Here is a 24,784-nt window from a genome sequence, read left to right on the forward strand (position 1 = left end):
TTCCTCTGACTGATCTTTACCCGTCATAATTCCATTTCAATAAACATGAGCTGTTAATCGTCAAAGCCTACCTTTTCAATCAACTCCAGCGCCTGCTTACGTTTTGCTGCAATCCGACCCAGAGGCAAATCATCTTCCTTAAAACTACGCATATAGGTTTCAATAATTTCAGCCCTGGGAGTATTAGCCCTTACCGGAAATTCAAAATTCCCCTGGGCATACATAAACTGCGCCTGCTCTCCACTAAGATATTCCATTAACTTAACGGCTTCCTCCCGATGAGGCGCGTAACGGCTCAACGCAATCCCGCTGATATTCATATGTGCACCACGATCAGACTGATTTGGAAACACCAGCCGTACCGCGTTAGCCCAGGCCTGCTGCTCTGGCTTACGTTCATTCGTCAGCATTTTGCCAAAGTAATAAGAATTCACCAGCGCAACGTCACACACACCTTCACTGATTGCTTTAACCTGAGCACGATCATTACCTTTAGGGCGCCTGGCAAGATTTGCCTTAACATCCCTGAGCCACTGCTCAGTTGCCGTTTCACCATTCGCCAGAATTAAACTACTCACCAGTGACAACATATATTTATGCTTACCACTGCGGCTGCATAGCTTGCCCTTCCAGCGGCTATCCGCCAGATCCTCATACCGGGTTATTGCATCAGCACTCAACCGACTTTTAGAGGTATAGATAATCCTCGAACGGGAGGTCAGACCGAACCATTGCGAATCTGAATCACGATATTTAGCCGGAATATTTTCACGTAAAACAGAACTCTTGACCGGCTGAGTCAGGCGCGCCTGTTTCAGTGCATATAAAGGTCCGATATCAGCGGTCAGAACCAAATCGACTATTGACTGAGCCCCCTCCACTTCCAGACGCTTCACTAAACCTTTTCTGACATATACAACATTCACCCTTATGCCCGACTGTGCCTCAAACGCTTCGAGAATAGGCTTAATCAGAAAAGGCTGACGATAAGAATAAATATTAATTTCCGACGCCATAGCCGAAGAACTACCAAACAAAAGACAACCCAGGCCAAACACCCACTTTATACGTCCAGATACAACCCTTGCCATCAGCTTTACAACCTTACATCGGTTAAACAGGAAACGGATGCGCCAAACCGGGCGCCTCCTCATCAGTAGAATCACCACCCAGTGCCCGGGCGTATCTGGCCAATTCCATAGGCTTATAAAACAGAAAGCCCTGACCATACTGACAATCCAGGTCAGCAAAGAATTGCTGCTGCTGTAAGGTTTCAATGCCTTCAGCAGCAATGGTTAGCCCCAACAACTCAGCCATTTTTACAGTAGCCCGCAGAATGATGGCCTGGGTATTACCCGGCGCCAGCTTGCTGACAAAAGAACGGTCAATTTTCAAACCACTCAGGGGATAAGTAACCAGCCGCTCCAGCGAACTGTGGCCTGTACCAAAATCATCAATATATATCCCAACACCCATATCATGCAGCGACTGCAATTGCTTAATAGCCAGATCCTCATGACTATACAAAGCACTCTCAGTTACCTCTAAACGCAGATTATGGGGTTGTAACTGATAGTTAATCAGCAATTGATTAACCCGTATCAGAATAGAGTCGCTTAGCAGCTGCTTAGGTGAGACATTCACATTTACAAACAGACGCTGGTTGCCAGTACGCCTTATTAATTCGGCTAAATCAGCAACTGCCTGCTGTAGAACCCAGTCACCAATTGCCTGCACCATGTTTAGTTCTTCCGCCAACGGAATAAACTCCACCGGAGACACATCTCCCAGCAATGGACTAGACCAACGCAACAAAGCTTCACTACCCTCTATCTGAGAATCTTTCAGCGCGACGACAGGCTGGTGAAATAACACCAGCTCCTTATTGTCGATAGCAGCACGTAAACAAACTTCAAGACGAATCCGGCGCTGCGCCCGGGCATTCAGCCGATCATCATAAAGTACCTGACTATCCCGGCCGTTACGTTTCACTTCATACATAGCCAGATCGGCCTGACGTAAGCCGTCTTCAGCGCTACGGCACTCCTGATCAAGCAAACTCAAGCCTAAACTCGCAGTCGTCTGAAACCGGTTACCATCACTGAATACAAACGGCTGCTGCATCGTTTCCAGCACCCGTGCTGCCAACAACTGCAAACGAGCACTGTTAGCAACATCTGTCACAAAGACAGCAAACTCGTCACCGCCGAACCGGGCTACCAAATCAGATTCACGAAAACACTGTGTAAGGCGTACTGCAAATTGCTGCAACAGCTCATCACCGATAGCATGCCCATAGGTATCATTCACAGCTTTAAAACGGTCCAGATCGATAAAGAACAAACCGGTTCCCGGCGCGCCTAGCGTACTCAGATGCCTGTCTATCTGTGCAACAAATGCCGGACGGTTATACAGTCCGGTAAGTGCATCTCGCTCAGCCTGATGCTGCAATTCCAGCTGTGCCAGTTTGCGCTCAGTTATCACGCTGATCGAACCTTCGTAATAACTATCGCCCTGGCCATCATCAACCATATAAGCATTCTCAACCAGCCAAACCGGTTGCCCATCTGAACCAACTCCCTGCCATTCAAAATTCACCACCCGACCGTAGGTTTGCAACTCATGCACCAATGCAGCGAACACCTGCGGATTATGATGCAACTGATCGACCACACTTTTAACTTGCTGATGTAGTGCGTCCTGCGAACTGAAACCAAATGCTGTTGCAAATGCCGGGTTAGCTTTAAGTAACTTGCCCTTCAGTGAAGCACGGTAAATACCATCGACAGATAACATAAATAGTTGGCTGTACTCATGCTTTACCGCACGAAGCCGCAAGGTTCGGTTAGTAAATAGACGCTCTATTTTTAATGCATAGCGGCGAGACATATAGATGTACAGCAGCACAATCATGCTCACCACCAGCAATGCCAGACCAATCAGATTAGACAGAGCAAACCAGCGTAAATGGCTAGGTTTAGTCTGATCATAAAAAGTAAAACGTAACTGACGTCCACCGAGGGTATATGCCATCGAGCGAACACCTTCTGCAGCTATATCGTAACGACAGCTATCACCCGATAGATTATTACTCTGGAATAACAGCCGTGCACTTGCTGCTGTTATATCCGTAACCTGAACACATAACCCGGCCTGAACTGCCCGCTGCCCCAGCAACACCTCAAGAGCATCACCTATATTTATCGCAGCAGACACATAACCATAAAGCGATGCGTACTGAGGAATCTCGGCACCTGGTTCAAACACACCAAAAATAAGCCGGGAAAAGTATTCACTTTCAGTGTGCTTATCAGCAATCGCAATTTGCAAACCGGCACTTTCAGCAGCAGCCGTAAATGAAGCCTTATACTCTGGTAAAGCAACTAAATTTGTACCCAGCGGAATACCGTCTATTTCGGAAGATGAGCGGTATAAAAGAGGAAATAAATCAGACTGTAACGCAGGAACCGTAGTGCCTGCTGCCCTGAGAGAAAAATCAAACAACCCTTCAGCACGTGCCTGACGGGTAAGATTATCAACCTCATTCAGTGCGACCTTTGGCAACCATTCAAATGAGGCAATCCCATAATCGGAAATATTTTGTGACACAATAAAATAATCAAACTCCCAACGCTGCACATCACCATTTATCTCAATGAAACTCCGCAGAGAAGATAAGACGCCCACCAGCTCATTCAGCGCAGCACCCACAACACTGAATTGACCAGCAGCCCTTTCTTCAAGTGTACGTACATATTCTCGCTGCTCGAGGTTAGCAGTAACACGATAGGCTGCCCAACTGCTGGGCAGTAAAATACAGGCGGCTAAAAACACCATTACAAGCGGGGAAACAGGACGCTTTTTCACGCAATCATTATCTCTCAGATCTCACCGGCAAAGCCGGTACTACTGGCTGAAAATTAGTACGCATCAATACCTTACATAAAAACAGGATACGCACAAAACATAATGATAATGATTTTTATTTAGATAACAAAATACAATTACTCATTTTGTCATTTTTATTGTACTTAAGCGTCACCCCTGCGGTTTACTGTCGACTATTGGTTGTAACCCGCCTTATAGACTAAACACCAGATTCACTTGCAGATAACCGATATTATCTGCTCAGAAAATTACTAACACACTTTAGAATTGAAGCAATCTCTTCCTATGAATCTGTGACAACTAAAGCACTATGCAATGTTTGTAACGACTGCAGCACAGCTACGTATGAGTTCAAACAGTTAACGATAGAAAGCATACTGCGAATTTCATTGCTATCACTCAAATCAGCTTTCAACTGGCCAATGTCCGAGTAAAATACCGACACTACCAACTGCTCCGGATAATCGAATTCAATACTCGCAATAAGAGAAGATAACGCACTCTGAAGAGCACATTTAAGAAGCCTTGACAGGTAAAAAACACATAGCAGCGTTCATGCTTTAAAAATCCCCTATCCAATTGGCTTTCCGCTTCAAGAAACCAACGGGATAAGGGAGAAACCTATACCGCTATCGATTAGTTTTAATCGTTGTCCAGGCGCGGGTTAGCAAACGGTCGTACTTCGCAGTATGTGTATTTTGCGTAAACAAACTGGCCTTAACCGCTTCATCAGGATAAATCCCCTGATCATTTTTCACTTCATCCAGTAGAAAAGGCTCAACCTTATTATTCGCCACTGCAAAGAATGCATAATTAGACACTGACGCGCCGTTTTCAGGGCGAAGAATGTAATCAATAAACACATGCGCAGCTTCTTTATTAGGCGCGTCAGCCGGAATAGCCATCAGATCAAACCACACTAATGTACCTTCCTTAGGAATACGGTATTCAATCTCGATACCCTGACCGGCTTCAATTGCCCGACCCTGCGCTTGCAGCACATCACCGTTATAACCCATCGCCAGACATAGCTCACCGTTCGCTAAGTCAGACGTAAACTGCGAAGAGGTAAACTTAGTGTAATAAGGCCGTACAGATTTCAACAGTGCAGTAGCTTTTTTCAGATCAGACTTCTTTTCAGAATTGGGATCAAGCCCCAGGTAATGCAATGCCATAGAAATAACTTCAGCCGGTGAGTCCAGCACACTGACACCGCAATCCTGTAGCTTACTCACTACTTCAGGCTTAAACAGGAGATCCAGACTATCGAATGGAACATCTCCAAGACGCTTTTTCAGCTCAGCAACATTATATCCCAGGCCAATCGTGCCCCATGTATAAGGCACACCGTACTTATTACCCGGATCATGCCGTGCAACCTTCGACAGCATATCCTGATCGAGATTAGCAGCATTACTCAGCAAGCTTTCATCAATAGGCGCGTAAACACCTACCTTTGCCTGTCGCTCCAGAAACGCACCGGTTGGCACCACCACATCATAACCACTGGCGCCGGTCATCAACTTAGTTTCCAGTACTTCATTCGAATCATAAACATCATAATTCAGCTTAATTCCAGTCTCTTTCTGGAAGTTCTCTAGCACCATCGGATCTATGTAATCAGACCAGTTATAAACGTTAAGCACCTGCTGTTCAGCTATAACTGCCGTGCTACAACCAACAGCAAGTACACTTGCAGACAAATGGCTCAGAAAGGTTTTGGATTTAAGATTATTGATCAAACGCATCGTATATCTCCTGGATTATTTTTATTCTCAGTACAGATGACTCAGCCAAGATTCAGTCACAACTCACCCTGTGCGATTAAGCACATAGCTGAAACCAGATAAATCAGACTTTTTTCAGAAAACCTGCTTGCTGCTGGAGGGCCGTCCGACAGGACTGAACAGCAAGCAGGTTTTTATTCAGCGCTTAAACAGCTCCGCCGTTAGCAGCCAAAACGTAAAGATACTCCAGCGCAAGCGTTGCACCGGCCAGTGAAGTAATTTCCGCATGGTCATATGCAGGCGCGACTTCAACCACATCCATGCCAACCAGATTAAGCCCCTGCAAACCCCGTATAACCTTCAGAGCACAGTCAATGCTGATGCCAGCCGCCACTGGCGTACCAGTTCCTGGCGCGAATGCAGGATCAAGACCATCAATATCAAAGCTGACATAAACCTTCTTATCGCCAACTCTTTCATGGATTCGCTCCAGTGTCGCCTTCGGACCGTTATCACCCACCCAGGCAGCATCAAGCACTTCAAACGGATGGCGCTTACGGTTATAGGCAGTACGGATACCAATCTGCAAAGAATGCTCAGTATCAACTAAGCCTTCAACGACTGCATGATGAAATAAAGTACCGTGATCATATTTACTGCCGCCGTCATAAGTATCGGTATGGGCATCAAAATGAATCAGCGCCACCGGACCATGCTTCTTTGCATACGCCCGCAACACAGGCAAAGTAATGAAGTGATCGCCACCGAAGGTCAGCGCACTTTTATTGCCTTCGAGTATCTGGCTGATATGTGCTTCAAGATTCTCAACCATGGTTTGTGGTTCGCCATGCTTGAAAGATACGTTACCTGAGTCTTCAACCTTAAGGTGGTTATCAAGTGCAAAAGACCATGGCCAGCGCGCGCCCTCCCATACCAACTGAGCAGATGCCTGGCGCACACCAGTAGGTCCAAAACGGGCGCCGGGACGACCGGAAGTTGCCATATCAAAAGGCACACCGGTTACGACCACATCCGCATTGCTCTGCTGTAAATTAGCAACCTGGGGAAACTCCATAAAGGTCATTCCCAGACCGCCATAAATAGGCATATCCGCATCGGCAATATTCATAGAACCTGACATTACTCACCTCGTTACTGGTAGCGCTTGCTACCCGGTTTATTGTTATTGCTTTCTAAGGTAACTTCGGGCTTATAATTAGTGAAACGCATAGTTTAAATACAACTATGCACCGTATTCATAACAAGAGAATCAGACATCACATGCAGGCATTACGACAGTTCGACCTGAATTTGCTGATCATCTTTGAAGCACTGATAAGTGAATGCCATGTAAGCCGGGCGGCAGAAAAAGTATTTCTCAGCCAGTCAGCAATGAGTCATGCACTTAATCGCTTACGGGAATACTGCGATGATCCTCTGCTGGTACGCACTGCCAATGGCTTACAGGCCACACCACGGGCACTGGAAATGCTGCCTGAAGTCCGCCGTGCTCTGCAACTGATCGACCGGACTCTGGCCAAACCAAATGCTTTCGACGCTACTCGTAGTAACCGGGCATTTACCATTGCCTGTACGGATTATTTTGAAGCAGTTATTTTCCCCGACCTGTTTGCTCAACTTCAGCAAACCGCACCAGGTGTCAGAATAAATGTTGAAATGATCACTGACGCCAGTAGTCGGGAGAAACTGGAAAATCGCAGTGTCGATTTAGTCGTCGGTATTGATGCCAGTCATAGCTCGCCCAAGCACTTGCTTACTGAAGACTGGATCAGCGAACATCTGGTCTGCCTGGCAGGTAAGCAGAACACCCGCATAGGCGAACAACTCAGCCTGCAGGAATATCTGGACATCAATCATGTAGTGTTTTTCGATCAGGTTGGCGATACCGCTAACCCGGTAGATACCTGGCTACAAAACCAGCAACTGAGTCGCCATCACAGTGTACGTACCACCAACTATATGGCTGCCGCTCGGATTGTTGCTCAGACCGGCGCGATTGCTACCTTGCCATACCAGATGGCACGTTTATTCAGTGCAATGCTTCCGGTGCGTATAGTCACACCGCCGGCGACTATGCCAACAATCGACATGCAGATACTGCATCATCCACTGTTCGACAATGATCCGGGGTTAACCTGGTTACGGGAGACTATTCAAAACTATGAAATTAAGAACTGAGAACTGAGAACTGAACACTAAAAGTTACGCTGCAGTAATCAGAAAGTGCTTCTTGACCGACCAAGACCGCTGGGCATGATTCCTTCAGTTACTTCTAACCGGTTACGCTCTTCCCGGGGTGACACGCCATAATGATTCCGGTATGCGGTACTAAAATAAGAAGCACTTGAAAAACCACATGCCGTGCCAATTTCTGCCGCAGGCTTATCGCTCTGGCGCAATAACTGCCGGGCACGTTCAAGACGCAGTTCCAGATAATGCTTAGAAGGAACCGTTTGCAGATGTTGCTTAAATAGCCGCTCAAGATGGCGCCGTGAAATTCCTACCAACTCTGCCAGATCTTCACTGCTTAACGGCTCTTCAAGGTTGGCTTCCATCAAGCTAACTGCTTCAATCAGTTTAGGCTGGCTGGCACCGATGCGGTTTTTCAGTGGAATCCGTTGCTGGTCATCGCCTGCCCGCATACGCTCACAGATAAACTGTTCAGATATAGCGCTCGCCAGTGACATATCGAAATGCTGCCCGATAAGGAACAGCATCATATCCATTGAGGCCGTACCACCGCTGCAGGTATATCGCTTACCGTCAATTTCAAATAGCGTATTCATCACCTGCGTCTGAGGGAATTCAGATTTCAGGCTCGCCATGTCCCACCAGTGAATCGTTGCCCGGTGATCATTCAAAAGTCCGGCACAGGCCAGAATGTAAGAACCGGTACCAATACCACCAATCGAAAGTGACGTATTCGCCTGCCGGCGCAACCATGCAATGATAGCTTCATTACCCGTCCGGGCGATCGGACTAGCCCCGCAAACAAACACTGCATCTAAGGTTGGCATAGTCGCCAAACTGCAATCTACTAATGTCTGCACACCAAAGCTGCTGGCCACGGCATCCCCGTCATGACTGATAAGAACAGTTTCGTAGCAATCTTCTCCGGTCACCCAGTTAGCCATTCGCAATGGTTCAATCGCGGCAGAAAAGGCAATCAGAGAAAAGTTAGGCAGCAGCAAAAAACCAAAACGGTAAGGCCGCTCAGGCTTGTTTGCCAGAGGTACTATTTGTTGAGGCGCTATCTGTTGAACTGCCATCTATAAAACCGCTTACCTATGAATGAGAGCCATATTTCGCAAGTGACAAAAATCTAAAGTCTTTACGAAAACTTGTATTAATCATACGCAGCCACTTGCACTCTGTCGTCAGGATTGACTCTAATCAGCCTCAAAATGGCAACAAACTAAAAGTTTATGTCGCACGACATAAACTTACGATCTTATCTCTGCGAATGGTTTTGTTAGTATTTTAATAAGACAACACGACCTGCAGACACATCAGACTCCGCAGGCATTTATAAAAACACTGATTAGGAAGATAACGATGACCAGCACACAGGTTACCCGGGCAGATTTTGATGAGGTAATGGTACCTAACTACAACCCACAACAATTTATCCCTGTACGCGGCGCCGGTTCACGAGTCTGGGATCAGAACGATAATGAATACATCGACTTTGCCGGTGGCATCGCAGTAAACGCATTAGGTCACGCACACCCTAAGCTTGTCGAAACCCTGAAAGAACAGGCTGATAAGCTGTGGCACCTGAGCAACACCTGCACCAACGAGCCTGCGCTTCGCTTGGCACAAAAGCTGACTGCAGCAACATTTGCCGACAAAGTATTCTTTGCCAACTCCGGCGGCGAAGCCAACGAAGCAGCATTTAAGCTGGCCCGTAAATACGGATTCGACAACTTTGGTCCGGAAAAAAATGAAATCATCGCATTCCACCAGGGTTTCCACGGCCGTACTCTGTTTACCGTATCTGTCGGTGGCCAGGAAAAATACCGTATCGGCTTTGAACCGGTACCAGGCGGTATCTCGCACGTACCTTTCAATGATTTGGAAGCCCTGAAAGAAGCTATCTCCGACCGTACCTGCGCAGTTGTAATGGAACCTATCCAGGGTGAAGGCGGCGTACTGTCACCAAGCGCTGATTTCATGCGCGGTGTGCGTGAACTGTGTGATCAGCACAATGCCCTGCTGGTCCTGGATGAAGTTCAGACCGGCGTTGGCCGTACCGGTAAGCTTTATGCCTACATGCATTCAGACGTTAAGCCAGACATCCTGACCACTGCGAAAGCACTGGGCGGCGGTTTCCCAATCGGTGCAATGCTGTGTACAGATAAAGTAGCGCCTAGCCTGAACTTCGGTACTCACGGCAGCACTTACGGTGGTAACCCATTAGGTTGTGCAGTTGCTGAAGCAGCACTGGACATTATCAATACTCCTGAAGTACTGGAACAGGTCAACACTAAACGTGCGCTGTTCGAAGCAGAACTGGAAAAGCTGAATGCTAAACATGGCATCTTTAAAGATGTACGTGGTGGTGGCCTGCTAATCGGTGCTGAGCTGACAGAAGAATGGCACGGTAAAGCAGCCAAATTCCTGGCTGGCGCCCGCGATGCTGGCGTAATGATACTGGTAGCAGGGCCAAACGTACTGCGTTTCACCCCTTCCCTGATCATTCCTGATGCAGACATTATCGAAGGTATGGCGCGTCTGGACAAAGCACTGGAAGTAGTCATTAAAGCTGAACAAGCTGCGGCATAACCCAGACCATACGGAACAGACAGGCGGAATAAGGGCACCCTATGAATCACGATCTTAATCAATGGCTGACATGGCTGGACGCAGAATATCCGGACATGCTGGCCAGAACCATCGAGCTTGCTAACATTAACTCCGGCAGCCTTAATGTTGCCGGAGTTAACAAAGTTGGCGACAAGCTGAAGGAATATGCAGCAGTGCTCGGTGGCAAGATCGAAACGCTACCGGTCAGCCCTTATCAGTTACTGGATGCAAACGGCGAATTACAACAACTGCCTCTGGGTGATGCTGTACGTATCAGTAAACGCCCGGATGCACCGTTACAGGTGTTCTTCTGTGCACATATGGACACAGTGTTTGCTATCGACAGTAACTTTCAGACTGTTACATGGCTGGATGACGAAACCATTAACGGGCCGGGTGTCAGTGATCTGAAAGGTGGCATTGTTGTGATGCTTAAAGCAATCGAGACACTGGAACGCAGCCCTTTTGCCGACAACATTGGCTGGCAGATTCTGTTTAACCCGGATGAAGAAATTGGTTCACCCGGTTCAGCAGCACTGATTCAGGATGCCGCGAAAACAGCACATCTTGGCATGATCTATGAGCCTAGCTTTCCTGACGGTAACTTAGCCGGTGCCCGCAAAGGCAGCGGTAACTTTAGCGTTAAGGCAACAGGCAAAGCAGCACATGCTGGTCGGGAACATCATCTGGGCCGTAATGCTATCCGCGCGATGTGCGATTTCATCAGTCAATTAGATGACCTTAACGGCCAACGCGAGGGCGTGACGATTAACCCAGGTTTCATTGAAGGCGGTGGTGCAGTCAACATAGTGCCAGACCTGTGCGTATTCCGCTTTAATATCCGCCTGGAACAACCAGAAGACGAAGCCTGGTGTCTGGATCATGTCCAACGCCTGCTGGCAGATATTAATTCGCGGGATGGCCTCGAGCTGGAACTCTTTGGCGGCTTTGGCCGTAAACCTAAAGTGTTGTCCCCTGCTAACACCCGTTTATTTGAACTCGCCCAGGAATGCGGCAGTAATCTGGGCATGACCATTGAGTGGTTACCAACCGGTGGCTGCTGTGACGGCAACAACCTGGCAGCAGCCGGCGTACCTAATATAGATACCCTTGGCGTACAGGGTGGCAAAATTCACTCCAGCGATGAATACATGAAAGTTCACAGTCTGGTAGAACGTGCCAAGCTCAGCGGACTTATGCTGCTGAAACTGGCCAGCAGTGATGACACCCGCTGGCTGACAGATGCCAAAGTCAGCTGCAAAGGAGAACACTGATGCTGATCGTACGCCCGGTTACTTTTGCGGATCTTGCCGGCCTGGAAAGATTGGCTGTTATCTCCGGCGGCAGCATGACAACGCTACCCGCCAACCGTGATCATATCGGCGAACTGATTAATCGCACCCAGCAATCCCTGCGTAAAACAGTGGAGATGCCAGGCGAAGAAAGCTATCACTTTGTTCTGGTAGATAGCGAAAACGGCGAAATTCTCGGCGTCAGTGGCATTGATGCGACTGTCGGCATAACCACTCCTTTTTATTCATACCGTATTGATGAAGTAGTTCACGCATCCAGTGACCTGCAGATTCATAACCGGGTGCCAGCGCTTCACCTTTGTCAGGACTACACCGGTGCTGCACGACTCTGCACCCTGTTTCTCGACCAGCAAGCGCGTAACACCGAAAACCTGCAACTCGTTTCACGTGCCCGGATGATGTTTATTGCTCAGCAACCAAAACGCTTTGCCAGCCGGATTATTTCTGAACTGCAAGGCATCGCTGATGAAAATCATCAGTCGCCGTTCTGGGAAAGCCTTGGCCGACATTTTTTCAGCATGGATTTCAACAAGGCTAACTACCTTACGGGCATCAACTCAAAAGGCTTTATTGCCGATCTGATGCCACATTATCCGGTTTATGTACCTATGCTCAGCAAAGCGGCTAAAGAAGCTCTGGGCAAAACCAGACCGGATCAGCAACCGGTTCTGGACCTGCTGGAAAATGAAGGCTTCCGCTTCCGTAATTACGTCGACATTTTCGACGCTGGCCCAACACTGGAAAGTCGCACTGACGATATACGCTCTGTTCGCGCCAGCAACTGCAAACCTATTAGAGTTACTGAACAGCCTTCAGAGACTGACAGCAATAGTCCTAACGGGACTCTTAATAAGACAAGCATGCTCATCAGTAATCTGCACCTTAATGAGTTTCGTTGCTTGCTGGCTGAAGTTGATCCGGACCATCCGGAACTTAGCCCGGCACAGGCACAGCAGCTACAACTTAGCGATGGCGATGAAGCTCAACTGCTACTCCTTTAAAGCATAAAAAACAGCTAACAAATAAATTTAATAAGCAATCTTAACCAATTGAATATAGAGGCTTTTTAATATGATGATTGTGCGCCCTATACGGGCTGAAGATCACCAGGCCCTGCGCGAACTGGCACGCAAAACCGGTCCGGGATTCACCTCCCTGCAAGATAACGACGCCCAGGTAAAAGCCAAACTGGAAGACGCCCTGCGCGCCTACGACAAAAATACTCCGCCGCAGGACGCCCTTTATTTGTTCGTCATGGAAGACACAGAATCCAACGAAGTAGTAGGCATCTGCGGTATCGAAGCCGCCGTCGGTTTAACCGATCCCTGGTACAACTACCGGGTCGGCACCCTGATTCATGCATCACGGGAACTGAAGGTTTATAACACCATCAACACCCTGACCATTACCAATGATCACACCGGCTACTCTGAGCTCTGCACTTTGTTCCTGGCACCTGAAGCCCGTCACAGCCGTCAGGGTTCACTGCTGTCTAAATCCCGCTTCATGTTCATGGCTGAATTTCCCCATCTGTTTAACAGCCATGTCATTGCAGAAATGCGCGGCTACTCAGATGAAAACGGTGTATCACCTTTCTGGGAAGGTCTGGGGCGTCACTTCTTCTCCCTGGACTTTTCTGAAGCTGACCAGCTGTCCTCAATGGACAAAGTATTCATCGCTGAGTTGATGCCAAAAAACACCATCTACACCAAGCTATTACCGGAAGCGGCACAGGAAGCAATTGGCCAGACACACGAAGCCACGACACCAGCCCGTAAGCTGCTTGAAAAAGAAGGCATGCGCTACACCGGTTATGTCGACATCTTCGACGGTGGTCCGACGCTGGAAGCACAAACAAACGATATTCGCGCCATTCAGGAAAGCCAGTACGTCAAAGTACAGGTTTCGAATCGTGCACCGGAAGGCGAACTTTACTTAGTCAGCACCACTGATTTTTCAGATTTCCGCTGTTGCATGACTGCTCTCACACCCGTTGGTAAACATGTCGCCGCCCTGTCACAGGAAGTTGCCGACGCCCTACAGATTAATGACGGAAGTACAGTACGGGTTGTACCGCTGTCATCCGCACGGAGATTTTAAAATGACTGCATCTTTATACATCAACGGCCAGTGGCTCAACGGCGAAGGCCCGGCTTTTTCATCTTTGAATCCGTTCTCCGGTGAAGCAATCTGGCAAGCAAACGCAGCCAGCCCTGCGCAGGTTAACAACGCAGTTGAAGCAGCCCGTGATGCCGCTCAGAGTTGGGCTGAACTGAGCTTCGCAGAGCGCTGCACTATTACCCGTCAATACGGCGAACAGTTAGTTGCGAATAAGCAGCTGATTGCCGAGACGATTGCCGCAGAAACAGGTAAGCCACTCTGGGAAACCCTCACAGAAGCGGCAGCAATGGCTGGAAAAATTGAAATTTCTATCCGCGCTTATGAAGAACGCACCGGCGAAAAAAGCAGCGACATGGCAGGCGCACAGGCAGTATTACGCCACAAACCACATGGAGTAGTTGCTGTATTCGGACCTTATAACTTCCCAGGTCACTTACCAAACGGCCACATAGTACCGGCACTATTAGCGGGTAACACCGTTATTCTTAAGCCAAGTGAACTGACTCCTAAAGTTGCTGAGCTGATGATACAACTGTGGGATAAAACCGACCTGCCTGCTGGCGTCTTAAACCTCACTCAGGGTGAAAAAGACACCGGTATCGCACTGGCATCACACACTGGGCTGGACGGTCTTTTCTTCACTGGCAGCTCTCGCACCGGACACCTGTTACACGAACAGTTTGCCGGTCATCCGGGTAAGATTCTGGCGCTGGAAATGGGCGGCAACAACCCTCTCATCGTCGGCGAAATCAGCGATGTTAAAGCGGCGGTTCACGAAACACTTCAGTCCGCGTACATCACTTCAGGCCAGCGCTGTACCTGTGCTCGCCGTCTGTATGTACCTAACGGCAGCACTGGCGATCAGTTTGTTGCTGAACTGAGCAAAGCAGTCAGCCAGATTAAAGTTGGCGGTCAGTTTGAAGAACCGGCACCATTCATGGGCAGCCTGATTTCTGAAACAGCTGCTGATGGCATTATTGCAGCGCAGACAAACCTGCTATCCCTTGGCGCATCTGCGCTGGTACAGGCGAACAAACTGCAAGCCGGTACCGGCTTAGTCAGCCCGGGCCTGCTAGATGTAACTGCCATTGCAGAATTGCCGGACGAAGAGTACTTCGGTCCGCTGTTGCAGGTAATCCGTTACGAAGAATTCGATGCGGCAATTCAGTCTGCCAACAACACTCAGTACGGTTTGTCAGCAGGCCTGTTCAGCGACAGCGAAGATCAGTTCAATACTTTCTATAAAAAGATTCGTGCCGGTATCGTTAACTGGAACAAACAGATTACCGGTGCCAGCAGCGCCGCACCATTCGGTGGCGTAGGTGCCAGCGGTAATCACCGTGCCAGCGCTTACTATGCGGCAGATTATTGCTCATACCCTGTTTCCGGTATCGAAACTGACAGCCTGGCCATGCCTGCCACCCTGTCTCCTGGTCTAAAGCTAGACTAAGAAGCATGACTAAGAAGCAGAACTAGGAAGCTGGACTAAACAGACACCAGAGTTGATGTATTTTAAGCCGCAGTTCGATTGCTATTAAGCTTGATAGCTGCGTAAACCTTCAGGCACACGGATTTTTCCGACCTGATGCTATCCTGATACACGCTCTGGCAAACCATTCTAACGATTACATATTCAGGTACCTTCGATGACAGCACGCGAAGCTAATTTTGACGGCCTGGTCGGCCCAACCCACAACTATGCCGGCTTATCTTTCGGCAACGTTGCCTCTGAACAGCATCAGGCTGCGGCTTCCAACCCAAAGCTGGCAGCTAAGCAAGGCCTGCAAAAGATGAAAGCTCTGCATGATATGGGCTTTGTTCAGGGCGTACTGGCACCTCAGGAACGCCCGGATATTGATACTCTGCGACGTCTCGGCTTCACTGGCTCAGATGCCAGCGTACTCGCCAGCGCAGCTCGACAGGCGCCACGTATTCTTGCTGCTTGCTGCTCAGCTTCCAGCATGTGGACAGCTAATGCTGCAACCGTTTCACCCAGTGCTGATACTGCAGACGGCAAAGTACATTTTACCCCGGCTAACCTGACCAACAAATTCCATCGCTCTATCGAGCACAGTGTGACTGGCCGTATTCTGCAAGCCACCTTTGCCGATAATCAGCACTTTCAACATCACCATGCATTACCAGGCGTTGAGCATTTCGGTGATGAAGGTGCCGCGAACCACACGCGTTTTTGCCATGACTACGGCAAAGCCGGCATCGAGTTTTTTGTGTTTGGCCGCTACGGCTTTGATATGAGCAAGCCAGCGCCTCAAAAATATCCGGCCCGCCAAACGCTTGAAGCTTGTCAGGCAATAGCCCGCAAGCATGGCTTGCGCGACAACGCTGTTGTATATGCGCAACAAAACCCAGCGGTTATCGATCAGGGCGTCTTCCATAACGATGTTATTGCTGTCGGCAACGGTACCCTGCTGTTCTGCCACGATCAGGCCTTCCTGAATCAGGCAGAGGTAAAAGCAGAGCTAACCGCAGCTATGGACAACGACTTTGAAATTATCGAAGTCCCCAGTAACAAAGTATCAGTACAGGATGCTGTTCAAAGCTATCTATTCAACAGCCAGTTACTCAGTAAACCAGAAGGCGGCACTTTGCTGATCATTCCGGAAGAATGTGAGAAAAACCCGGCAGTATGGTCTTACCTGCAGGAACTGGTTAGCAGTGATGCCAGTATTGATGAACTGAAAGTATTCGATCTGAAACAGAGCATGAGTAACGGGGGCGGTCCAGCTTGCCTGCGCTTACGGGTAGCAATGAATACAGCAGAGCAAGCTGCTTTTAACCAGCATACCCGCATGAATGACACACTCTTCAACACGCTGAACGCCTGGGTAGACAAACACTACCGTGACCAATTACGGGAGCAAGATCTGGCTGACCCTCAGCTGCTAACTGAATCCCGAACTGCACTGGATGAGCTGACTCAGATTTTACAACTGGGATCGGTATATCCGTTCCAGCGCGAAGGCCGTTGCCACCCCTAATCTATTCACTCAAAGATATTTTGTCTGCAAGTGTTTTACGCCGGTATTATTATACCGGCGTTTTAGTTTCAATGACTGAGAGAAAGACCTACATGCAGACAGAAGTCTATACGGTTAATGCATTCACCTATCAAAATCAGGGAGGCAATCCAGCCGGAGTTGTAGTGAATGCTGATCCCCTTAACACTGACCAGATGCAAAAGATTGCCAGCAAAATGAGCTACCCGGAAACTGCATTTGTCTGTACACCTCCTCAGAATATACATGCCGACCTTACCGTACGTTTCTTTACCCCATCATCAGAAGTAGATTTCTGTGGTCATGCGACACTGGCAACATTTTACCTGCTCTGGCACCTCAAAATACTTTCTGCAGGTAACTATACTCAGGCAACCAAAGCCGGATTGCTGAATGTCTGTATTACGGACAATGGCCAGATAATTATGGACCAGCAAGCGCCACAGTTTATGTCCATCTTTCCCGCTCAGACAATCGCACCTTTACTGGATTTACCCATCAATGCTATTAATTCGCAGTTTCATCCGCAAAAAGTAAGTACCGGCCTGCCAGATCTGTTTGTTGCTGTAACAAGTGGCTATCTTCAGCAGGTAACGCCAGATCTGCCTGCAATTTCTGAGCTATCCCGACAACATAACCTGACAGGTTTGCATGTATTTGAATTAACACCTAAGGAAACACACGACGCTATCTGCCGCAACTTCGCCCCGCGCTTCGGCATTGATGAAGAAGCAGCTACAGGTAGCTCCAGTGGCGCACTGGCCTGCTATCTACAACGTCACTACTTCCCACAAAAAACTGATTACAGCTTCTTACAGGGACAATCTCTTGGCCTGGAATCAGAGATAAACGTCTCACTAACAATCGCAGACAATGCAGTGACTCAGGTCCAGGCCTTTGGCACAGCAACACTTATTAAACGGCAGACGCTATAGCCATCTAACTCTTTACAACATTGCATTAGCGACACCCTAAAATTCCAGCAATTTTTATGTGTATATAACTTACTTTTTCTCTCCACCAGCCGATAGCCTTATTATTCACCAACACCTGGCTCGCATATTGTTTATATATCTGTTGTTATTACAGCCAGCAGAATCATAGGACGATTACTGTGAAAATCTCATCATCAGAGGTAGCCTTCAGGGCATTACATAACAAAGAAGACAGCCATCATTACGAAAAACAAACCACTGCGTCTGAGCAACGCCGCCGTGGATTCGGAATCCAGACAGGCCTTAGTATCACCGAAACGGTGACCGACCTGTCTTACCAGGCCAAAATGCGCCATCAACAAAGTAACTCCTTATCAAGCCAGTCAATCATCAGCCTGAACGGCCAGACACAAAAGCTTGAAAGTACCAGCAGTCTTGAAACACTCACCCGAACAACCCTTGGGCTTAATGCGCAAACGGCCCGTATCAATATTGAACTGCCAGTCCAGACTCGCAGCCTTAATCTGCAGCATGCCGAAACCTATCAAAATGTTTCCCAACTGACTCAGGGCGACGTAGAGGCAATCGCGGTGAATGCCTCAGGTGGAACCAATGCCAGACTGGATATAACCGAACAGCATTTTTATAAAGAAAAAGAAAAACTCCAGGTTGATACTCAGGGAACCGTAACCACCGCCGATGGCCGCCAGATCAACTTTCTTATGGAACTGGAAATGGAGCGCAGCTTCGAATTAGAAGAATCAATGCAGATCCGCCACAGCGAACGTGAAGTCATGGACCCACTGATGATTAACCTGGGCAATGCCGGTGCCGCACTCACCAGCACCAGCTTCAGCTTCGACCTGGACGCAGACGGCACCACAGAACAAATATCATTTGCCACCGGTGGCAGCGGCTTTCTCGCTCTGGATATTAACAACGACAACAAAATCAACGATGGCAGCGAATTATTCGGCACCCAGGGAAGTGACGGCTTTGCTCATCTTGCCCGCTACGACGATGATGGTAACAAATGGATCGATGAGTCTGATGAAGTGTTCGACAAACTTAAAATATGGAGCCGTGACGAAGCCGGTAATGATCAGCTTATCAGCTTAAAACAAGCCGGTGTTGGCGCCATTTACCTGGGTGCTGGTAGCGGTAACTTCGACCTGACTGACAGCTCTAACCAACTGCTTGGCCAGGTTAAAAGTACCGGCATGTTCTTAATGGAGAGCGGCGAAGCCGGAAGTATTCAGGAAGTTGATCTGGCGATTCATCCTGAAGCAGAGCAGCTGCAAAACGTACCTGATCCGGTTGAGCAAAACCTCAGCACTAATGTGAATCAAACGGCTGACACCCCCAGATTTGTCAGTATTTTTGACCTGATGATGCCAGAAAACAACCCGCCTCAAATGACCCGTCGTACTGAAACCACTACGGTGACAAACAATGAACAGGTTACCGTTAAGACTGATAACAGCGAAGAACAGCCCAAGGAAGTGAAGAAAACACATTCGGGAGAGCTTGGTGAAAGCATCCTCGAGTCACTCAACCGGCTAATCGAGCTGGCACACCTTAAACAAGAAAAAGAGTACGACGAAAACCAGAACCTTAAGGATATCATTCAGAATTTGCGCAAACATCATCTGAATAATTAACCAAGCGTTCTTAGCGGGATCAGGGCCAATCAATTAAAGCCCTGATCCACAACCTGAAAAGCTCTTAAAAACTAACGACTTCCGAGCCAAAAACAAAACCAGCTTAGCGGTGGTTCCACACACCTGATTCTGTTGGCACACCTTCATCCCCAGACGCTGCGTTACCATCCCGTCATACCTAATATCCAAATACAATAAAAATAACAGTATCCTGGAGCCAAGTATGACAACGTCTCAACGGCCCGTAGTCCCTTCTGCTTTGCTGAATAAATGGCAGCACATTATCGACTTACTGGCCCGTCTCAGCCACACCCCGGCAGTACTTATTACCCGCGTGCGTCAGGATGATATAAGCCTGTTATTGCGAAGCCGTAATACTGAAAACCCGTTCCAGCCTAAAGGCTTCAATAAACGTTGCAGCGACATGTACTGCGACCGGGTAATAACAGATCAGACGCCCCTGTTAATTAACAATGCTCTGGAAACAGCCGATTGGAAAAACGCCCCCAGCGTTGAACGGGGAATGACCTTCTATCTGGGCTACCCTCTTAGCTGGCCTGATGCAGAACCCTTTGGCACCATCTGCGTCATGGATCAGCAAGCCGACAATCAGGCGCTTGATTATCAGCAGCTGATGGAAGAGTTTCAGGCTTTGATCAACCACGACCTCAAACTGTTACATGAACTGGAAAGCCATCAGCAACAGCAACTTCAGATGGAGCATCGTCTGAGCACACTGAATACTGAGATAGATGCCCGCGCCATAGACTTAAATGAAATAAACACTGCACTGCGGGTATTACTCCGTCAGAGGGAGAGCGACCGACAAGCCCTGGAGCAGGAAGCCTATGCCGAACTCAGCCAACAAATTACGCCCTTATTAGAGCAGCTTTCTGCAGAGCCGCTAAGCGACGCACAACAAAGTTGCCTGCTGAAAATCCAGCGCTGTCTGGCTCCCGGCGACAATAATGCTCTGCATAATCTGCGCTTGCTCAGCCCGGCGGAACAAAAAGTCGTTGGCTATATTCAGGCGGGAAAATCAAGTAAAGAGATTGCTGCATTATTGCATGTCAGTAAAAAAACCGTTGATTATCATCGCCAGAACATTCGTAAAAAACTTGGCCTTAACAGTGCTTCATTAAGTTTGAAAAGTTATCTGACCCCGTACTTTCCCCGCACTTAACTGGTATTTAATTCCGACAACCCGCTATTTATTCTGAAAGTGTACATCTGACTTACTTCGGTAAGCTGCAGTAGATGCACGCCTTACAGACATTTGCTCGGAATAAAAATAATGACAAGACGCATTGCTACACACTCAAAACTGACAGAGAAACTCCTTAAAACAGCGGCAATAACCCTGCTAAGTACCGGACTGCTAAGCAGCCCCGTCATTGCAGAAGACCTGCCCCCACCAGCTCACTTCAACGCCAACAACGAAATGCTATTACCGTTAGATTATCGTGAATGGATTCAGGTAGGCGCTAACGTTTCACCCAATGAACTCAATAACGGCAAAGCCCCTTTCAATGAAATGCGTACCATTTATATGGACCGAGGTGCATTCAAGCACTGGAAGGAAACCGGCGAATTCCGAACCGGTACTCTTTTACTGAAAGAAGTTATGAGTATCACCCACTATCAAGGCATGACGGGAACAGGTTATGGCGCAGGTGAAGTAGTCGCGGTAGCTGGCATGCTTAAAGACCCGATAAAGTTCGCCGATGAACCTGGCCAGTGGGGCTTCTATCGCTTCCCAAAACTGGAAAACAGCGAATTTTTCCAGAAAACCAGTGAGCAGTATCCAACCGGGAAATGCTCAGGATGCCATACTGCCGGCGCACAGGACGATATGGTATTCACCCAGCATTACCCGGTATTAACCGATGCCAAAGGCACCGGACGGGTTGCAGTACCGGTGGAATAAGTTAACAGTCTCCAGAGGCTGACCAGTCATAATACATGCCCTCACTGCGGGGCCTGGTCAGCCGAAAACCATACTTTTCGTAAAGTGCTGGCACATCTCCCATCAGGGTAATATAAGAATCCCTTGGCGCATTACTTTGTAACCATGCCATTAAAGCATTCATTATCAGCCGGCCCAGCCCTTGCCCCTGATACGCCGGATCAACCGCCACATCAACGATATCAAAGTTAAGCGCACCATCACCAATGATCCGCCCCATGCCAACCGTTTTGCCATTATCATCAATACAAACGGCATAAAGACTCGCAGCCAGTCCACGGGAAACTGCATCTACAGGTCGTGGGCTAAGGCCGGTAATTTCCCGCAGATGTATAAAATCTTCCGCGCTAACTGTCTGCTCAATCAATACTGGCTGTGTCATCAGTTATACCCTTCCCATAATTCATTAAGCGGATATCCACTAAACTCTTTCGGTGTGTGTAACACCACATGACTACTGATATTTACCTCACCGGGCAACACATCCAGCAGTTGATCATTAATAGCGTTATAACGCAGCATATCCGGCGCAACTATACGCATAAACAAGTCAAAGCTACCACTGACAACATGACACTCCACCACTTCCGGAATCGCTTGCGCGGCTTCCTGGAAACAACGAAATGCTTCTGTACTCTGGTCCTTCAGACTGACAGTCGCAACTACAGTTACACTGCGAAACAGTTTAGCCAGATTAACAATACCCAGGTAAGGACCAATCAGCTCAGCATCCTGTAATTTACGTACCCGGTTCAGGCAAGAGCTTGGCGATAATCCAACCCGGTCAGCCAATTCCTGATTAGTAATCCGCGCTTCACCCTGCAGCACCGAAAGAATATTTCGATCAATACGATCTAACTGCATTTTATATCTCTTTTATGCTTTATTTTTATACCAACAGAACACCTTAAAACAGGAAGCTCTGTCGCTAAGCCCAAGTATATATTGGTATATCTTCTGGATATACGCCAACTGACTGGCATTTTTATAAAAACAGACTAGACGAAATATTATTTTGCTATCTGACAAAATCGTGCAGATTCTATCTGCCACCCGGGTAAATTACACAGCTCATTTGGCAGCAGAAACTTTAAAATAGACCTAATACAAAAGATTACAGCAGCCGGCCAAGGATAATAATTTCCTGTCATACATCACCAGACAGTCCCGCCGGCTCACTATAAAAGGTAATATCTATGCTGATTATCCGTCCTTGCCAGCCAAACGATCTCCATGACCTGATGCATATTTCAGCTGTTGTTGGTCGCGGTATGACCTCGATGCCTGCAGATAAAGCCGCATGGGAAAGTAAAATCACCGCATCACAGAAAGCCTTTGCCGGCGAAGCGGATACCAGCAGCAGCACCTATTTTATGGTTCTGGAAGATAATGAAACCGGTCAGGTTGTAGGTACTACTGCTATCTATACAGGTATTGGCCTGTCACAACCTTTCTATTCATACAAAGTTTCTACGCTGGTCAGTAGCAGCCAGCAACTGGATATGATCCGGCAGGCAAAAGTTCTGAGTATGGTCAACGACTATACCGGTGCGACTGAAATCGGCTCCCTGTTCCTACTGCCTGAATACCGTAAACCCGGTGTCGGTCAGTTCCTGTCACGGGCGCGTTTTCTGCTAATGGCAGACTTCCCTCACCTGTTCGCCGATACCATTATGGCGGAATTGCGTGGCTGGCAGGATGAAGCAGGCAACTCACCTTTATGGCAGCACCTGGGCCATAAATTCTTCGCGATGGAGTTTCAGGAAGCTGTACGTACTGCAGCCCTTGAAGGCTCGCAGTTTATCTCTGACATGATGCCTAAATATCCAATCTATATTGATCTTCTGCCGGAAGCTGCACGAGAGGTGATTGGCAAGCCTCATGACAGCTCAGCGCCTGCGCTAAACATGCTGAAGAAAGAAGGTTTCCAGTTCACTGGCTATGTTGATCTGTTTGACGGTGGCCCAAGCGTTCAAATCGCCCGGGATGAAATCCATACCGTACAGCAGAGTCGCACGGCAGATATCACTACTGATCAGACCACTGAGACGACAGGCCTGCAACAGGATTACATCATCAGTAACGGCAAACTGGCTAACTACCGTCTGGCACTGGCTCCTGCCAGCGTTGATGCTAAAGGGCAGTTACATATAGACACTGCACAACTGGACGCTTTGCAACTCAGTGAGCATGCTCAGATACGTTACGTAGAAGCACGCAAAGCCCGACCAGTAAGTAATGCCAAGGTCGCCTAAAGGCTTAAAACAAAACTAGAGCAATCTAAAACGCCGGCTAATCAGCCGGCGTAATTTAACTATTCCGTTTTAACTGTATTCTTTTAACCGTCCTCTTTTAACTATCCCTTCTAGCTATCTTCTTTCTTTCCAGATACCCGGGCTTCCATCTTCTGGAGAATACTCGGCACCAGGGTTTCCGAAAACCCCGCCACAACCAAAATCAGCATTACCTGCCAATAGCTTTTAAAGCTCGCAAGAGACAATATTGCCCCGGACTTCAGCACTATAAAAGCAATCGCAGCCGCCACAAAAGACAAGAGCAAGCGCTCTCCCCCCAGAAACACATATTTTCTCTTCTGGCTGTACTCGTAGAAATTCAGTTTTGAGGCATTCTTCAATACGCTCATAAAGCCCCCCAGAGAGGCTGCCAGAAAAGACGTAAAGATAATCCACCATTCATTATCAGGTGCTCTGTTCTCCATCAGTATTAAACACACCAAAAACAGAGCCGGAACAGCGACAAAATGCGGCAGTAAATAATAGAACCGGTTCTTTGTCGCCTTTGCGTATTCTTCTTCAATAAAATTAATCAGATTTTTAAACGTTTGCTCTGCCGACTCTTTAGACAACTCTTCATCTTTTAAACAGTCTTCAACCGTTTTAGCAATTCGATATTTCATTGCATTGAGGTTAGGAGAGCTGGCCAGCAAACCTTTAGCATTAAAGTAAAAATGCCTGATATAGCTATACCGTTTGTCTATACCTTTACTGTCTTCATGTTCAGAAATGTAGACTCTCAGACTGTTATTAACATCAGCGTCGTCTATCTGGTAGATCATGAACAGCTTACTTTTAACAAAGACATGGCTGACCTTGTTACCAAAAACATCTTCTTTGAGATCCCAGATACTCTGAATATCTGCCGCAAATTCCATCTTTCCTTCTGACACGGACATATCCGCTCCTTCCTTTTATAGCTTTCAACTGCAGCCTTCTTCCGCTCCTCACAGCCACAACTGTCATATATACAAATACATTCATATTCTTGCTCTTATTCTTACTACAAAGGATAAACCAGATATCCCAGATAAT

General features: G+C 47.9%; 20 protein-coding genes. 12 read left to right on the forward strand and 8 right to left on the reverse strand.

The window, feature by feature from the left end; translation table 11 throughout:
• Positions 1-53 precede the first annotated feature (53 nt).
• The 4 genes from OCU49_RS13720 to speB form a co-directional block, all read right to left on the reverse strand.
• The gene (locus tag OCU49_RS13720; RefSeq protein ID WP_261841130.1) at positions 54-1,091 is read right to left on the reverse strand and encodes an extracellular solute-binding protein; all 1,038 of its coding nucleotides are present in this window, start codon (positions 1,089-1,091) and stop codon (positions 54-56) included.
• A gap of 22 nt (positions 1,092-1,113) precedes the next feature.
• A complete protein-coding gene (locus tag OCU49_RS13725) occupies positions 1,114-3,867 on the reverse strand; it encodes a bifunctional diguanylate cyclase/phosphodiesterase (protein WP_261841131.1) in 2,754 nt (917 codons plus the stop codon).
• A 650-nt stretch (positions 3,868-4,517) separates the two neighbouring features.
• Positions 4,518-5,636, reverse strand: coding sequence for a polyamine ABC transporter substrate-binding protein (locus OCU49_RS13730; RefSeq protein WP_261841132.1), 1,119 nt, complete (start codon positions 5,634-5,636; stop codon positions 4,518-4,520).
• A 184-nt stretch (positions 5,637-5,820) separates the two neighbouring features.
• Positions 5,821-6,756, reverse strand: coding sequence for an agmatinase (gene speB, locus OCU49_RS13735; RefSeq protein WP_261841133.1), 936 nt, complete (start codon positions 6,754-6,756; stop codon positions 5,821-5,823).
• 140 nt (positions 6,757-6,896) lie between these two features.
• Between speB and OCU49_RS13740 the strand changes: the two genes are divergently transcribed.
• Entirely contained in the window at positions 6,897-7,814 is a 918-nt protein-coding gene (locus OCU49_RS13740; protein ID WP_261841134.1) for a LysR family transcriptional regulator, read from the forward strand.
• A gap of 38 nt (positions 7,815-7,852) precedes the next feature.
• Here the strand turns inward: OCU49_RS13740 and OCU49_RS13745 are convergent, their stop codons facing one another.
• The gene (locus OCU49_RS13745) at positions 7,853-8,905 is read right to left on the reverse strand and encodes a GlxA family transcriptional regulator (RefSeq protein WP_261841135.1); all 1,053 of its coding nucleotides are present in this window, start codon (positions 8,903-8,905) and stop codon (positions 7,853-7,855) included.
• 286 nt (positions 8,906-9,191) lie between these two features.
• Between OCU49_RS13745 and OCU49_RS13750 the strand changes: the two genes are divergently transcribed.
• The 10 genes from OCU49_RS13750 to OCU49_RS13795 all read left to right on the forward strand — a co-directional run bounded on the left by OCU49_RS13750 (position 9,192) and on the right by OCU49_RS13795 (position 21,416).
• Complete coding sequence (locus OCU49_RS13750; RefSeq protein ID WP_261841136.1) at positions 9,192-10,421, forward strand: aspartate aminotransferase family protein; 1,230 nt, start codon at positions 9,192-9,194, stop codon at positions 10,419-10,421.
• A gap of 41 nt (positions 10,422-10,462) precedes the next feature.
• Positions 10,463-11,716 carry a hydrolase gene (locus OCU49_RS13755; RefSeq protein ID WP_261841137.1) on the forward strand — a complete coding sequence of 418 codons (1,254 nt, stop codon included), beginning with the start codon at positions 10,463-10,465 and terminating at the stop codon, positions 11,714-11,716.
• Positions 11,716-12,756, forward strand: coding sequence for an arginine N-succinyltransferase (astA, locus tag OCU49_RS13760; RefSeq protein WP_261841138.1), 1,041 nt, complete (start codon positions 11,716-11,718; stop codon positions 12,754-12,756). The genes OCU49_RS13755 and astA (OCU49_RS13760) overlap by 1 nt, the downstream gene beginning before the upstream one ends.
• 70 nt (positions 12,757-12,826) lie before the next feature.
• Positions 12,827-13,855, forward strand: a complete 1,029-nt coding sequence (astA, locus tag OCU49_RS13765) for an arginine N-succinyltransferase (RefSeq protein ID WP_261841139.1) — start codon at positions 12,827-12,829, stop codon at positions 13,853-13,855.
• Between the two features lies 1 nt (position 13,856).
• A complete protein-coding gene (gene astD, locus OCU49_RS13770; protein WP_261841140.1) occupies positions 13,857-15,326 on the forward strand; it encodes a succinylglutamate-semialdehyde dehydrogenase in 1,470 nt (489 codons plus the stop codon).
• Between the two features lie 196 nt (positions 15,327-15,522).
• A complete protein-coding gene (gene astB / locus OCU49_RS13775) occupies positions 15,523-16,875 on the forward strand; it encodes an N-succinylarginine dihydrolase (RefSeq protein ID WP_261841141.1) in 1,353 nt (450 codons plus the stop codon).
• A gap of 92 nt (positions 16,876-16,967) precedes the next feature.
• The gene (locus tag OCU49_RS13780; protein ID WP_261841142.1) at positions 16,968-17,828 is read left to right on the forward strand and encodes a PhzF family protein; all 861 of its coding nucleotides are present in this window, start codon (positions 16,968-16,970) and stop codon (positions 17,826-17,828) included.
• Between the two features lie 179 nt (positions 17,829-18,007).
• Positions 18,008-19,489: an SPM autocatalytic domain-containing protein gene (locus tag OCU49_RS13785; protein WP_261841143.1), complete on the forward strand. Its 1,482-nt coding sequence runs from the start codon at positions 18,008-18,010 to the stop codon at positions 19,487-19,489.
• Positions 19,490-19,712: 223 nt separating this feature from the next.
• Positions 19,713-20,672: a LuxR C-terminal-related transcriptional regulator gene (locus OCU49_RS13790; RefSeq protein WP_261841144.1), complete on the forward strand. Its 960-nt coding sequence runs from the start codon at positions 19,713-19,715 to the stop codon at positions 20,670-20,672.
• Positions 20,673-20,783: 111 nt separating this feature from the next.
• Positions 20,784-21,416, forward strand: a complete 633-nt coding sequence (locus OCU49_RS13795) for a cytochrome P460 family protein (protein ID WP_261841145.1) — start codon at positions 20,784-20,786, stop codon at positions 21,414-21,416.
• 1 nt (position 21,417) lies between these two features.
• Here OCU49_RS13795 and OCU49_RS13800 read toward each other — a convergent pair whose 3' ends face one another.
• Complete coding sequence (locus tag OCU49_RS13800) at positions 21,418-21,837, reverse strand: GNAT family N-acetyltransferase (protein ID WP_261841146.1); 420 nt, start codon at positions 21,835-21,837, stop codon at positions 21,418-21,420.
• The gene (locus tag OCU49_RS13805) at positions 21,837-22,319 is read right to left on the reverse strand and encodes an Lrp/AsnC family transcriptional regulator (protein ID WP_261841147.1); all 483 of its coding nucleotides are present in this window, start codon (positions 22,317-22,319) and stop codon (positions 21,837-21,839) included. Before OCU49_RS13805 ends, OCU49_RS13800 begins: the two co-directional genes overlap by 1 nt.
• 332 nt (positions 22,320-22,651) lie before the next feature.
• Between OCU49_RS13805 and astA (OCU49_RS13810) the strand changes: the two genes are divergently transcribed.
• Positions 22,652-23,710, forward strand: a complete 1,059-nt coding sequence (astA, locus tag OCU49_RS13810) for an arginine N-succinyltransferase (RefSeq protein ID WP_261841148.1) — start codon at positions 22,652-22,654, stop codon at positions 23,708-23,710.
• Positions 23,711-23,820: 110 nt separating this feature from the next.
• On the opposite strand, the gene OCU49_RS13815 is transcribed toward astA (OCU49_RS13810), so the two are convergent.
• Positions 23,821-24,648, reverse strand: coding sequence for a hypothetical protein (locus tag OCU49_RS13815; RefSeq protein ID WP_261841149.1), 828 nt, complete (start codon positions 24,646-24,648; stop codon positions 23,821-23,823).
• Positions 24,649-24,784: the final 136 nt, after the last annotated feature.

Origin of the sequence: Aliamphritea ceti (assembly GCF_024347215.1) — a bacterium.
In the GTDB taxonomy this organism is placed as follows: domain Bacteria; phylum Pseudomonadota; class Gammaproteobacteria; order Pseudomonadales; family Balneatricaceae; genus Amphritea; species Amphritea ceti.

Bases quoted from the DNA above. Each gene is read 5' to 3' on its own strand.
- OCU49_RS13815 (WP_261841149.1), bottom strand. From the start codon at position 24,648: ATGTCCGTGTCAGAAGGAAAGATGGAATTTGCGGCAGATATTCAGAGT.
- OCU49_RS13755 (WP_261841137.1), top strand. From the start codon at position 10,463: ATGAATCACGATCTTAATCAATGGCTGACATGGCTGGACGCAGAATAT.
- OCU49_RS13730 (WP_261841132.1), bottom strand. From the start codon at position 5,636: ATGCGTTTGATCAATAATCTTAAATCCAAAACCTTTCTGAGCCATTTG.
- OCU49_RS13780 (WP_261841142.1), top strand. From the start codon at position 16,968: ATGCAGACAGAAGTCTATACGGTTAATGCATTCACCTATCAAAATCAG.
- OCU49_RS13790 (WP_261841144.1), top strand. From the start codon at position 19,713: ATGACAACGTCTCAACGGCCCGTAGTCCCTTCTGCTTTGCTGAATAAA.
- OCU49_RS13720 (WP_261841130.1), bottom strand. From the start codon at position 1,091: ATGGCAAGGGTTGTATCTGGACGTATAAAGTGGGTGTTTGGCCTGGGT.
- speB (WP_261841133.1), bottom strand. From the start codon at position 6,756: ATGTCAGGTTCTATGAATATTGCCGATGCGGATATGCCTATTTATGGC.
- OCU49_RS13795 (WP_261841145.1), top strand. From the start codon at position 20,784: ATGACAAGACGCATTGCTACACACTCAAAACTGACAGAGAAACTCCTT.
- astA (WP_261841139.1), top strand. From the start codon at position 12,827: ATGATGATTGTGCGCCCTATACGGGCTGAAGATCACCAGGCCCTGCGC.
- astB (WP_261841141.1), top strand. From the start codon at position 15,523: ATGACAGCACGCGAAGCTAATTTTGACGGCCTGGTCGGCCCAACCCAC.
- OCU49_RS13750 (WP_261841136.1), top strand. From the start codon at position 9,192: ATGACCAGCACACAGGTTACCCGGGCAGATTTTGATGAGGTAATGGTA.
- OCU49_RS13800 (WP_261841146.1), bottom strand. From the start codon at position 21,837: ATGACACAGCCAGTATTGATTGAGCAGACAGTTAGCGCGGAAGATTTT.
- OCU49_RS13805 (WP_261841147.1), bottom strand. From the start codon at position 22,319: ATGCAGTTAGATCGTATTGATCGAAATATTCTTTCGGTGCTGCAGGGT.
- astD (WP_261841140.1), top strand. From the start codon at position 13,857: ATGACTGCATCTTTATACATCAACGGCCAGTGGCTCAACGGCGAAGGC.
- OCU49_RS13745 (WP_261841135.1), bottom strand. From the start codon at position 8,905: ATGGCAGTTCAACAGATAGCGCCTCAACAAATAGTACCTCTGGCAAAC.
- OCU49_RS13740 (WP_261841134.1), top strand. From the start codon at position 6,897: ATGCAGGCATTACGACAGTTCGACCTGAATTTGCTGATCATCTTTGAA.
- astA (WP_261841138.1), top strand. From the start codon at position 11,716: ATGCTGATCGTACGCCCGGTTACTTTTGCGGATCTTGCCGGCCTGGAA.
- astA (WP_261841148.1), top strand. From the start codon at position 22,652: ATGCTGATTATCCGTCCTTGCCAGCCAAACGATCTCCATGACCTGATG.